The following is a 12,449-nucleotide window of genomic DNA, read 5'->3' on the forward strand; positions in this document are numbered from 1 at the left end:
ACGGCTTCCGTGGAGCCCATGATGAACAACATCCCTATGCTGGCAGATCTGCGCCCGTGGTGCATTGGTCGTTTGGTAGTCGACCGTCCGAACGGTAGCGAGTTGTACTACGAGAAATACGAGTACGTCGGCGATAAGATCGACGTCACTAGTAACGTCAGCCCTGGAACGTTCCAGCACAAGGCTGATACGCGGGAAAACGAGTTGCGAACCAAAAAGCGGACAGTTTCTTTGTCTCTGACTGACGATATGATCAGAAATGGCGATAATGGAATTAAGGAAATCGATACGCCGTGGCTAGAACAAGCCGTTTCTCCAACGCCAAATTCGCGGTTATTGATTTATAAGGAACGTGCAAAAAGAATCGACTCTGCTTTTTACGGAGAAGGTTACGTACTAGCAGGCAGCAGCATGCTTTCCATGAAATTCATGCTTGGCAGTGGCGTTGTACAGAAGGTCATCGATGATGAAAGCGAGTGGTACCGAAACGTTACCTATCGCGACAACTGGACGGTTCCCACCGAGCGCGGCTTCTGTATCAATGGTGCGCTGATCGGTGGCGCTTCGCGCAACAGCGAGGTCGCCGAGCAGAGCATCATCCTGCAGCCGGGGCAATCTTCGATGTTCGTGATCAAGATGCGCGATGCGGTGGATGTGGACCAGCAATCGTCCCTGCTGAAGACGCTGCCGGATCTGCGTGCGCGGTTGCGTGCGCAGGGTTACAGCCAACGTGTACGTGTGCTGCGTGAAGGCAAGCGTCAGGTTGCGGGGATGGATGCGGAAGAAGTACTGTTGTCCATCAAGGAAGGGCCGGTACAGGTATTCCGCTTCTATCTGATAGCGCCGGGTAATCCCGATTCGGCGGCGCAGCCGCACACCGAAATTCAGTTGATGCTCGGCGATGCGCTGACCGATGCCGACAAGGATGATGGCGTGAAACCGGAAGAAGTGTCTGCATCCGTCGATGAAGCGGGCGCGATTCAGGTGTGGGACACGTTGCTGAACAGCATGCGCCTGCGGCCGGGGGCCATGTAATGGCGGAGCAACATCGGGGGTTCTGCGTGAGCAGGCTGCTGGCGAGGATTTTTCTGCGTCGGAGCGACTCGTCCGTGCGTAGCCGTTATCAAGGCGAACGCCCGATGAATGCGGGGCCGGTTCCGTGGCGCGTGCTGTGCGCGCCACTTTTCATGTCGATGTTTTGGCTATCCGCCTGTGCGCCGATGGTTTCCGCAGAGCCCATGATGAACAACGTCCCTATGCTGGGTGATCTGCGCCCGTGGTGCATTGGCCGTTTGGTAATCGACCGCCCGAGTGGTAGCGAGTTGTACTACGAAAAATACGAGTACGTTGGCGACAGGATCGACGTCACTAGAAACGTCAGCGATGGAACGTTCCGGCACAAGGTTGATACGCGGGAAAACGATTTGCGAGCCAAAAAACGGACAGTTTCTTTGCCTCTGACGGACGACATGATCAGGAATGGCGACAATGGAATTAGAGAAGTCGATATCCCGTGGCTAGAGAATGCCGTTTCCCCAAGCAAGACATCACGTTTGATGATCTATAAACAATTTGGGGATGCGCCTGATTTCTCTTACACGGGAGAAGGCTATGTTTTGGCTGGCAGCAACATGCTTTCGATGAAATTCAAGCTTGGCAGTGGCGTTGTACAGAAGGTCATCGATGATGAAAGCGAGTGGTACCGAAACGTTACCTATCGCGACAACTGGACGGTTCCCACCGAGCGCGGCTTCTGCATCAATGGCGCGCTGATCGGTGGCGCTTCGCGCAACAGCGAGGTCGCCGAGCAGAGCATCATCCTGCAACCGGGACAATCTTCGATGTTCGTGATCAAGATGCGCGATGCGGTGGATGTGGACCAGCAATCGTCCCTGCTGAAGACGCTGCCGGATCTGCGTGCGCGGTTGCGTGCGCAGGGTTACAGCCAACGTGTACGCGTGCTGCGTGAAGGCAAGCGCCAGGTTGCGGGGATGGATGCGGAAGAAGTGCTGTTGTCCATCAAGGAAGGGCCGGTACAGGTATTCCGCTTCTATCTGATGGCGCCGGGGGTCTACCATTCCATGGCACAACCACATACCGAAATCCAGTTGATGCTCGGCGATGCGCTGACCGATGCCGACAAGGATGATGGCGTGAAACCGGAAGAAGTGTCTGCATCTGTCGATGAAGCGGGCGCGATTCAGGTGTGGGACACGTTGCTCAACAGCATGCGTCTGCGGCCGGGAGCGATGTAATGATGCTTGCAAAAAGGGCTTTCGTCCGGTTCCAGTGCATTAAGCGGCTTGCTTCATGCACACGGAATATCTATCGGGATATGGCTGGTTGCGACCGCCGAAGCATCCTCATCTGGTTCGGCCTATGCATCAACGTCCTCATGGCTCGAATCCAAATTGATCAATCCGACTCAGGCTGACAAATTCATGTTGAAGTCAATCATGCGCCTCATTTTTTGCGTGCTCTCCGCGATACTGCTATCGAGTTGTTCCCTGATGAGTTGCATGGGTCACGACCTGTTTGGCACGTCCTGCAATATGCTAGGAAGTGCGAAATCTAATATGCAGGGTACCCAAACTTGAAACAAGTCAGATTTGCTTCTCCTGTTTCAACAGATAGGGCTCACTGGCAGCGATGGTGGGTAGCCCATCCAGAGGATTAAGTCTGACTGTAACGCGATACTTCAGAGGCGCGCGGTGTTCGACTAAACGCGTTGCAGTGGTGGGTCGCTGTGGGATGACTCAGTAGAACGATACAACGAACGAGGAGCGGGCAAGTGACGAGGCGTTACGACATCCTGAAAGGCGACAGAACTACCTCCGCTGGCAGCGTCGAGGGTGGCGACTCAAACGACATGGTAGGCGATCGCGAACAGGCTTATGAGGGCGATCCGGTGTGGTGTCCGTCTTGCAAGACGATGGGACGGATCGTCTGTGCCGGGCCACGTCTGTCGATGAAGGGGCCTGACGGACGAGAAGGCGCATTAAGTGACGACCTGTGCGTGTGCCGCTGCGAACTGAGTCCCCTGCTAATTCCGTCCCAGTACTCGTCGTACATGGATGTCTGAGCGGTTGCGGCGCGTTCCTGTTGTCGCCGGCCTGGGCGACACCGCGCGTCCCGGGTGGGATGCCGGGCATGCGCATGAAGGTAATTTCTAAATGATGAAGAAGCTGCAGATAGACCTTGTCTCAATACTCGTCCTGGCGCTGCTCGTCGCAGGCGCAATCTTGATCTGGGGCGAGTACGCGGGTATCAGGACGTCGGAAGCGCGAAGCTTCTGGCTGTCGATGGTGGCGGTTTGCGCCTTGGTGCTGGCAATCATTGCGTCGTTTGACCGCCTGGGCCGCTGGTCGGACGCGGTTCGCGCGCTGGGGAAGTGGCTGCATTTCCGGAAACCAGAGATGGCCGGCACCACGCAGGCGAGCATTCTCGCCGCGAACGACAAAAGGAAGCCTGAACAGAATGGACTGAAGCCGCTTCGCCGTGAACTTCGACACGAATATGGGTGGCGCTGGCGCTATTGTCGCCCATGGTTTCTGCTGACCGGCGACGATGCAGCGATCGGAAGGTTGTTGCCCGAGCTTGCCAAACACGGCTGGCTGGTTACACATGACGCCGTGCTGCTATGGAGCCGCACGGGTTCTGATGGCCAGCCGGATGCGGGCTGGCTGACCCATCTGTATAAACTGCGTCGTCGCCGTCCAGTTGACGCAGTGGTGCTGACGCTCGACGGCACGGGTGATCTGCCTGATCAACGCCGCGGCGGCAGTGCGTACAGCGTGAACCTCGCGCGCATCGCCGACGCGCTCCACTGGTCCGCACCGCTCTACGTACTCGACGTCGCGCACACGGATGCCGTGATGAACGGTACTTCGCCGGTGATCGGCTGCGAACTGCCGAGCGCAGCGGATCGCCAGACGATCGAAGCCGCGCTGCAATCGGTCTGTCACCGGCTTGCCGATCGCAGCGTTGCACAACTGAGCCGCAACGGCCAGGACCGGTATGCCGCGGAACTGTCCGAGCGTCTTGACGCCCGCAGTTCGGTGCTGGCCAGCTGGATTGCGGGGCTCACCGGCGGACAGCGCCACCAGCCGGCTAGTGGCGTCTTCTTTTCGCCGTACCCGCTCAACGCTACTCGCGACGCCCCAACCAGCGCAGATCTGCCGCTTTGGCAGCACATCGGTGAGGCGGCGCGCACCGAACAGGGCCGTCGCATCGGCTGGCATCCGATAACCCTATTCGCGATCCTCGCGCTCACCGTGATCGGCGTATGGAGCGCCGGCATGCTGGTCTCAGGTCTCATGAATGCACGAGACCTGCATCTCACCAGGCAGGCGGTACAGACGCTCAACGCCGCGCCGGATTCGGCGGCACGGCTGCGTGCGCTGTTGTCGTTGCAGCAGCGAATAGCGCTGTACGAGGACCGGACGCAACACCATGCCCCTTTGCTAACCCGCTTCGGGTTGAACCACGATCCCGACGTGCTCGCCGCGCTATGGACACCTTACGCGCAGGCAAGCCGACGCGCGCTCATTACGCCGGTCCAGCAGAATCTCGAAGCCGAGCTCGTCGATCTCAGCCAGATGCAAACCACCCAGCTCGATGACCAGACCAACCGGCTCGCGCTCGACGGCCACAAGGCGCTCAAGACGTACCTGATGATGGCCGCACCCGACCGCGCCGACGCGGGGTTCATGACGCCGTTACTCATGCGTTACTGGAGCACGAAAGCCAGCCTGCCAACTGGCGAAAAGCTCGACGTGTCCGAGCGCCTGCTTGGTTTCTACGCACAGCACCTGAAGACGCACGCCGACTGGCGCATCCAGCCGCGTCCGGAACTGGTCAACGCATCGCGCCAGACGCTGCTCGCGGTGATCGGCGTGAAGAATTCCGAAGACACGATCTACCAGAGCATCCTCGATGCGGTCGGCAACCGGTATCCCGACCAGACGCTGTCATCCCTGACCGCGGGCACCGACACGCGCGGACTCCTTCACACGAGCGCAACCGTACCCGGCGCTTTCACGCGGCAGGCTTACGAGGGCACGATTGCCGCCGCGATTGACGAAGCCGCGAAGCGCAGCGAGGTCGCGGGCGACTGGGTGCTGGCCAACAACCTGAATGCTCAGCGGAGGCAGGAGCCGGCGCAATCAGCAGATGCGCTGAAGGCAGAGCTGACGAGCCGATACTTCGCCGACTACGCTGATCACTGGCAAGGCTTCATGAACACGCTCCAGTGGGAACCGGCGACGACGCTGCCGTCCGCGATCGAACAACTGAAGCTGATGGCCGATGCGCGGCAGTCGTCCGTGATCGCGCTGATGAAGTCGCTCGAGTACCAGGGTGGGGCAGGAGCGCTGAAGGAATCCTTGTCCGACACGCTGGTGACGAAAGCACAGAACGTGTTTGGCGGCAAGGTCGAGGGACCGGAGACGGCGAAACCCGATCCTGCCGGCCCGCTTAGCGCCTCTTTCGGTCCGGTCCTGCGGCTCGTTGCACAGGGTAATGGCAACAGCGCAGCTGGTGTGGGTTCAAACAGCGACCTGAGCCTGCAACGCTTTATGGAGCGTGTGACCACGCTGCGCCTGAAGCTGCAGCAGATCAGCGACAGTCCCGATGCGGATGCGCAGGCCAGGCAGATCGCGCAATCGCTGTTCCAGGGCAAGGGCTCGGAGCTGGCCGATACTCGGGCGTATGCCCAACTGATCGCCGCCAGTCTTGGCGCGCAATGGGCCGGTATGGGTGACGCGCTGTTTGTGCGACCCGTCACGCAGGCCATGCAAACGGTCCTGCAGCCGGCGCAGGCAAGCCTGAACGATGCATGGCGGCAGACCATAGTAGCGACGTGGAACCGTTCGTTCGCGGGACGATATCCGTTTGCGAATACCGACAACGATGCGTCGCTGCCTGAACTCGCGCGCTTCCTGCGACCACAGGGCGGATTGATCGCGGCGTTCCTGAGCACCCAGCTGGCGGGCGTGCTCGAACTGCAGGGCGATCAGTGGGTACCGGCGGCAGCGGGCAGTGCGACGATGTCCGTCGATCCGACGTTCCTCAAGGCGGTGAACACGCTGCAGCGTATCGCAGGACACCTGCTCGCGCAGGGCGAACCGCAATACCGCTTCGATTTCAAACCGGTGCCGACGCCCGGCGTGACGGATTCAGTCTTCACGCTCGATGGTCAGAAACTGCACTACTACAACCAGCAGGAGACCTGGCAGGCGCTGACATGGCCGTCGAACAGCCCGCAGAACCTCGGCACACGGCTGCAATGGCAGACCGAGAAAGCCGGGACCAACAAGAGCTTCGAGTTCAGTGGGCGCTGGGGGTTGGTGCGGATGCTGGAACGGGCCAGAGTTGAGCCGGTCGACAACGCGACGTACCAGCTGACGTGGCGTGCCGTTCCGGACACCAAGGCATCGAAGTCCGTGCAGGTGGCGACGCAACCCGCCGCGCCGGGTGCAGCAAGCGCGGCGCGCGCAGCGAATGACAGCGTCGATAGCGACGAAGCCGACGCCCTGGATGCCGACAGTCTGAATACGCATGGTCCCCTTATGCCGGCTTCACCGGACTTTGCCTATCCGTTGAGCTACATGATGCGCACCGATGTCGGCAAGGGGCCTCTGGAACTGCTTGCGCTCAAGGGCTTCGTGATGCCGGCGCGAATTTTTGTGGGCAAGGGGCCGGGCGTAGCACAAGGCGCAAAGAAGACTGCGCAAACGGACGGTCCTCCGCCTCTTCCGAAGGCGATGCTCGATGCAGCCAGGCACGCCGAAACACCCCTGCCGGGAGGCCAGAGACCGCTATGAAATCTGGACAGAACACGACGGTGCTGAACCTGCTCGCGCGCGAACTGGATCTGCGCGCAAGGGAATTTCTCGTCGCAACTGCTGACACGCGCAACACCAGCCGTGAACTGCCGCCGGTGCGGGCCGCCAGCGTTGGTCTGGTGCCCGCCTGGGAGGCATGGGCAAAGGTCCTCGAACGCCGTGACGGTGAACGGGGTGACCGATGGCATCTGCGACCGAATGGCGCCTATGGGCCTCCCGACGCGGGGCAGGCAGCAACGGAGCTGTTCGTTGAGGCGGTGCGTATCAACAATCCGCAGTTCTTCCGCACCATGACGCAGGATGAAGTGCAGCGGCCGGTTCTGCTTGCCTCGGCCGCGGCGCTCTACCAGGTGAGGCCGCACGCGGTGATCGAACCCACCCCCGCGTTGCAGACCTGGCTCGCGCAGACCGATATCGGCGAGGACGTGCCCGCGTCGCTCTTCAGGATGCCGGTGCCGGCCATTTTTCTGCGCTTCGGTCCGGAGATGGCGAAGGCGGTCGATCCAACCCTGTGGTCCTCGCTCGATCGTCCGTGCACGACCACCGGCATCTATATTTTCGAAACTCATGTGGGCGAGCGTCGGGATATCGTTTTTCTTGCGGTCGGCACCGCGCCAGGTAATCCACAGGATCTACCTTACGCGCTACAGCTCTGTTTCACCGACGAGCGCGATTCACTGATCGATCACGTGCTGAATGTCGCCCATATTGGCGCCGGTGCCACCACTTCCGTGGCCATGGTGCAGATGTGCGCCAAGGTATTGCTGTACCTGCAGACGCCAGGTGCGATCCGCGCCGACGAATTGCGCCAGAACGAAACCGCCGCGCGGCTCTCGCGTGTAGGCGGAAAAAAAGCATCGAAACTGGAACGGCGACTGACCAGCCGCTACAACAGGATCATCGTGGGCCCGACCCAGTTGATCCACTATGGTCCCGGCGAGGTCGCACCACACTGGCGCCGCGGCCACCTGCGGATGCAGGCGCACGGCCCGCAGTTCTCGTTGCGAAAGCTGATCTTCATTGCGCCGACGCTGATCCGTGCCGACCGGCTTACCGAATCAGTCCCGGCCGATCATTAACCAACATGTTCACGAACCTCCTCAACGCGCTGTTCGGCGCACGCACGCCGTCCGACCTGGCCCGCTCGACACAGGGCCGCTGGGACGACTGGCTACAGCCCATCAGCGACGCCGTCCCGGCCGGCACTGACCCTGCCTACGACGACGATTTTCTCGCCATCAAGGATGAGGTCGCGAAGCTGTCCGATATCGACGATACGCTGATCGTCGATACCGCCGAACGGCTGCTTAGGCGCACCAGCAAGGATGCACGCGTTGCCGTCTTCTACGTCTACGGGCGCATGCGCCGCGATGGCGCCGAAGGTGTCGCGTCGGGATTCGAGCTGCTGTCCGCGCTCATTGACCGTTTCGGCGAGACCATGCTGCCGGCCCGCGCCGAGACCCGCAAGGCGGCACTCGAGTGGCTTGCCGGCAGCACCTTTGCGGACCGGCTCGACCGGGTGCAGGGACTGTCCGGCCCGCTGCTCGAACGCACGCTCTCGGCGCTCGCGCTGATCGTCGAGCGCACCGCGCCATGGCCCGACGCCGCGCGCCCGGAACTGGATGCGCTGTTCCGCCGCTTCGAGGGATGCGTGGAGACGCCGCTGCCGTCCGACAGTGCGAAGCATGACCCGTCATCGGGCAACGGGCCGCCTGTGGCGGCCCTGCCGGTAGCAACCGAAGTCTCATCGACTCGTGAACTGCTCGACCGTGCGCGCCAGATGGCGCACTTTCTGCGCGAGCAGCCGCAGGGCTATCTGGCAGCGTACCGGCTTATGCGTTGCGTGCGCTGGGATACGCTGACCGACGTGCCGCCGCACGAAGTCAGCGGCAGGACCCGACTTGTGGCTCCGCGTGCCGAACTGCGGGCGCATCTCAAACGGCTTATGTTGCAGAAGCAGTGGCCGGAACTGCTCGACCGGGTCGAAACCGCCTTCGCCGAAGGCGCGAACCACTTCTGGCTCGACCTCCAGTACTACGCGTTCACCGCACAGGAACAGGCGGGCGGCGAATATGCACGGGTCCGCGACCTGGTCGCGACCGATTGCGCGCTGATGCTCGAACGCCTGCCGGGCCTTGATCGCCTCGCGTTCTCGGACGGTTCGCTGTTTGCCGACGACACCACGCTCGAATGGATTGCGCGGTACGCGACCGTGCGCGACGTTGAACGGGGCGAGGCCGTTGCGCCGGTCAGCGTCCAGTCGGCGCGTACCGACTGGGCGGAAACCGAAGCGCAGGCCTCGGACATGGCCGCTCAACAGGGACTCGACGGAGCGCTCGCCTGGTTGCAGCAACTGCCCGCGCAGGACGGTGAACGCGACCGCTTCGTGCGTCAGCTGGTGATGGCGCGTGTGGCCGAGCGCGCCGAACGGCCGGATACGGCGCTGCATCTGCTGTCGACGCTTGACGCTGCCGCGCAGCGCTTCCAGCTGGTGGTCTGGGAACCATCGCTGGCATTTGAAACCAAGCATCACTTGGTGCGCCTTCTGAAAATCCGCGCAAACCGCAAGGATGCAGACAAGCCCGCACTCGCTCAGCGCATCGAAGTTCTGATGGGCGATTTGACCGCAATCGATCCGGCGCGCGCGGTTGCGATTGCATGAGCGCTTGCCTGAATGAGCATGAGCACCACCTGAGATTGAGCCGATGAACAGTCCGACGAAAGACAACGAAATCCTCCGCTACTACGACGCGGAAATGCGCTATCTGCGCGAGGCGGGCAAGGAGTTTGCGCACGCCTTTCCGGATCGCGCGCGCATGCTCAACATCGACCGCGTCGGCGAGCGCGATCCGCATGTCGAGCGATTGTTTGAAGGATTCGCCTTCCTCATGGGGCGGCTTCGCCACAAGCTGGACGATGAACTGCCCGAGCTGACCGAGGGGCTGGTCAGCATGCTGTGGCCGCACTATCTGCGCATGATTCCGTCGCTGTCGATTCTTGAACTGCAGCCGGCCGCAGGCGCGCTGCAGAAACATGAAACGCTCGCGCCGGGAGTCGAGGTAATGTCCGATCCGATCCCACAGGGACTTCCTTCGAGCATCGGGGAAGAAGGCGTCGAATGCGTCTACCGGACGACCCAGGCGGTCGACCTGTATCCGCTGCGCCTGAGCGAAGCGAACGCGTACGCCCGCGAGGACGGCCGTTCGGTGATCCGTCTGCGGCTAGAACTGCAGCCGCAGGCGCGGCGCGAACAGCTTGAGGTGCCGCGTCTACGGCTGTACCTGCATGCCGACCGGCCGGTAGCGCTGACGCTATATGCGGCGCTAACGGCTGATCCACTGGCAGTGCAGGTGCGCATTCCGGGCTACCCCGAGGACCGCCCCGGCGCACCCCAACCGATGCGGGGCATGCATATAGAACCCGCGGGCTTTGCCGCGGACGAGCGTCTGTGGCCGAAGGCCGACAACGCATTCGGCGGCTACCAGCTGTTGCTTGAGTACTTCACGTTTCCAGAAAAATTCATGTTCGTCGACCTCGTCGGTCTCGACATGCAGGCAATTCCCCAGGCTGCCGAATACTTCGACGTCGAGATTGTGCTCGCGAAGCCGTATCCGGACGACATGCGCTTTTCGGCCGACAATCTGCGCCTGTTCTGCACGCCGATCATCAACCTGTTCGAACTGGAGGCGGAGCCGATTACAGCCACGCAGTTCGAGACCGAATACCGCGTCCATGCGCTCGAGCAGCACGGCAAGCATGCCGAGGTGTATTCGGTCGACACAGTGCAGGGTTTCGAGTCCGGCTCAGGCCAGCGTTTCGAATATGCGCCGTTCGCGTCGTTCCGTCATCGCGGCGGCATGCTCCGCCATGAAATGCCGGAGCGGTATTTCCATACGCGCATGCGGCGCGGTCCGTCCGGCCGGTTTGACACGTGGCTCGTCCTTGGCGGGCATGCCTGGGAACACCAGCACACGCTGCCAAAGGAAACGCTGTCGCTCTCCGTCACCGGCACCAATGGCATGCTGCCGCGCAAGGGGTTGCGCGAAGCCGGCATCACGCGCATGCGCGGCGGCTTCACGAATATCGGCTCGGTGCGCAATCTGACCGCACCGACGCTACCCGTGTACCCGCCGACCGGCGACCGCTTCCAGTGGCGCGTGCTCTCCCACCTGGCGCCGAACTACCTGTCACTGCTCAATCCGGAAATTCTGCGCGGCAGTCTCGCGCTGTACGACTGGACCGACGGTGAGCTGAACAAACGCAGGATCGATGCGATCACCGACGTACAGCACCGGCTGCTGCAGAAGCTGGTCAAGGGCGGGCTACAGCGCGGCGTCGAAATCGAGGTCACGCTCGACAGCGGCCAGTTTGCCGGAGACGGCGATATCGAGCTGTTCGGCGGCATGCTGAACCGCTTTCTCGGGCTGTACGCAACGCTGAACCTGTACACGAAGCTCGTGATCGTGTCGCAACCGACCGGGCGGCGCATCGAGTGGCCCGACACGAAGGGCGAAGGAGCGCCGTTTTGAACGGGCCGCACGGGAACCTTGCAGAGCGGGAGTTCGCAAACTACGCGGACCGGTCGCTACTGCCTGCGCTGCTCGTCAACGCGACGCGGATGAATTTCTTCCGCTTCTGCGAACTGATCGAACTCGCGGCGCCTGTTCGTCCGCCGATCGGCAGCACCGATTCGCCCGCGACCGAGCCGGTGAGGTTCCGCTCGCGGGCACGTGTCGGCTTTCCGAACCGCGAGATCGATGAGGTCGAATACGACCTGGACAACCCGGCGATGCCGCCCGCGGTACGCACGACGTTTCTTGGACTCTACGGCGTCGATGCCCGCATGCCGTCGTATTTCGTCGACGAGGTTGCGCAGAATCGCGAGGGGGCCGAACCGATGTCGGCTTTCCTCGACCTGTTCCATCACCGCGTCGTCACGCAGTACTACCGTGTGTGGCGCAAGTACCGCTACCCGGCCGGCTTCCGCAGCGGCGGAACGGACGATATCTCGCGTTACCTGTTGAGCTTCGCCGGGCTGGGCATCGGCAGCCCGGAAACCGGCGAGGCGGTCGGCACTCGAAAACTACTGTCGATGCTGGGGCTCGCGGGCCAGAAGACGCGGACGGCCGAAGGGCTCGCGGGCGTACTGCAGCACGCGGTGCCGGATGCGCGGATCACCGTCGAGGAGTTTTACCCGGTGTGGATCAGTGTCGAAGACTACGAGCCGACTGAGCTGGGCGAGAACTGCCTGCTCGGCCGTGGTTTTTACGCTCGGGGCAATTCGGTGCGGGTCGTTATTACCCCGCAGACGCGCGAATCGGTGCTCGGCCTGATGCCGGGGCAGGGCAATCACTGCGAAGTGATGGCGCTGCTGCGGTTCTATCTCGGCTACGAGGCGCAGGCGCATCTGGAGATGCACGTGCGCCCGGAACTGATGCCTGCGCAGGTATTGAATTCGGATCAGGTCAGTCTCGGTTACACAACGCAGTTGCCGCGGCTGCGCGCACGTGGTCGAACGGACACGGTCACGCGGGTGCAACTGGGCGTCTGGACGGGTGGCAGTGACCGGCAAGCGGTTCAACACCGTCCAGGGCATTGACACAG

8 protein-coding genes are annotated in these 12,449 nt (G+C 61.9%); all 8 read left to right on the forward strand.

Annotation, left to right across the window (positions count from 1 at the left end):
* Window positions 1–21 precede the first annotated feature (21 nt).
* The 8 genes from AC3WLT_RS27715 to tssG all read left to right on the forward strand — a co-directional run bounded on the left by AC3WLT_RS27715 (window position 22) and on the right by tssG (window position 12,444).
* The gene (locus AC3WLT_RS27715) at window positions 22–1,035 is read left to right on the forward strand and encodes a T6SS immunity protein Tli4 family protein (protein ID WP_492594860.1); all 1,014 of its coding nucleotides are present in this window, start codon (window positions 22–24) and stop codon (window positions 1,033–1,035) included.
* Between the two features lie 26 nt (window positions 1,036–1,061).
* Window positions 1,062–2,255 carry a T6SS immunity protein Tli4 family protein gene (locus tag AC3WLT_RS27720; RefSeq protein ID WP_492594861.1) on the forward strand — a complete coding sequence of 398 codons (1,194 nt, stop codon included), beginning with the start codon at window positions 1,062–1,064 and terminating at the stop codon, window positions 2,253–2,255.
* Between the two features lie 536 nt (window positions 2,256–2,791).
* Entirely contained in the window at window positions 2,792–3,082 is a 291-nt protein-coding gene (locus AC3WLT_RS27725) for a PAAR domain-containing protein (protein ID WP_492594862.1), read from the forward strand.
* A 91-nt stretch (window positions 3,083–3,173) separates the two neighbouring features.
* Window positions 3,174–6,824 (forward strand): ImcF-related family protein, encoded by a 3,651-nt coding sequence (locus AC3WLT_RS27730; protein WP_492594863.1) that lies wholly within the window; start codon window positions 3,174–3,176, stop codon window positions 6,822–6,824.
* Window positions 6,825–6,844: 20 nt separating this feature from the next.
* Entirely contained in the window at window positions 6,845–7,924 is a 1,080-nt protein-coding gene (locus AC3WLT_RS27735) for an AcrVA2 family anti-CRISPR protein (RefSeq protein WP_492594864.1), read from the forward strand.
* A gap of 5 nt (window positions 7,925–7,929) precedes the next feature.
* On the forward strand, window positions 7,930–9,507 hold the full coding sequence (tssA, locus tag AC3WLT_RS27740) for a type VI secretion system protein TssA (RefSeq protein ID WP_492594865.1): 1,578 nt from the start codon (window positions 7,930–7,932) through the stop codon (window positions 9,505–9,507).
* A 43-nt stretch (window positions 9,508–9,550) separates the two neighbouring features.
* Window positions 9,551–11,374: a type VI secretion system baseplate subunit TssF gene (tssF, locus tag AC3WLT_RS27745; protein WP_492594866.1), complete on the forward strand. Its 1,824-nt coding sequence runs from the start codon at window positions 9,551–9,553 to the stop codon at window positions 11,372–11,374.
* Between the two features lie 89 nt (window positions 11,375–11,463).
* The gene (tssG, locus tag AC3WLT_RS27750) at window positions 11,464–12,444 is read left to right on the forward strand and encodes a type VI secretion system baseplate subunit TssG (protein WP_492594889.1); all 981 of its coding nucleotides are present in this window, start codon (window positions 11,464–11,466) and stop codon (window positions 12,442–12,444) included.
* Window positions 12,445–12,449: the final 5 nt, after the last annotated feature.

The organism is Paraburkholderia sp. FW306-2-2C-D06C (assembly GCF_058781505.1).

Bases quoted from the DNA above. Each gene is read 5' to 3' on its own strand.
- tssF (WP_492594866.1), top strand. From the start codon at position 9,551: ATGAACAGTCCGACGAAAGACAACGAAATCCTCCGCTACTACGACGCG.
- tssG (WP_492594889.1), top strand. From the start codon at position 11,464: ATGAATTTCTTCCGCTTCTGCGAACTGATCGAACTCGCGGCGCCTGTT.
- tssA (WP_492594865.1), top strand. From the start codon at position 7,930: ATGTTCACGAACCTCCTCAACGCGCTGTTCGGCGCACGCACGCCGTCC.
- AC3WLT_RS27730 (WP_492594863.1), top strand. From the start codon at position 3,174: ATGATGAAGAAGCTGCAGATAGACCTTGTCTCAATACTCGTCCTGGCG.
- AC3WLT_RS27715 (WP_492594860.1), top strand. From the start codon at position 22: ATGAACAACATCCCTATGCTGGCAGATCTGCGCCCGTGGTGCATTGGT.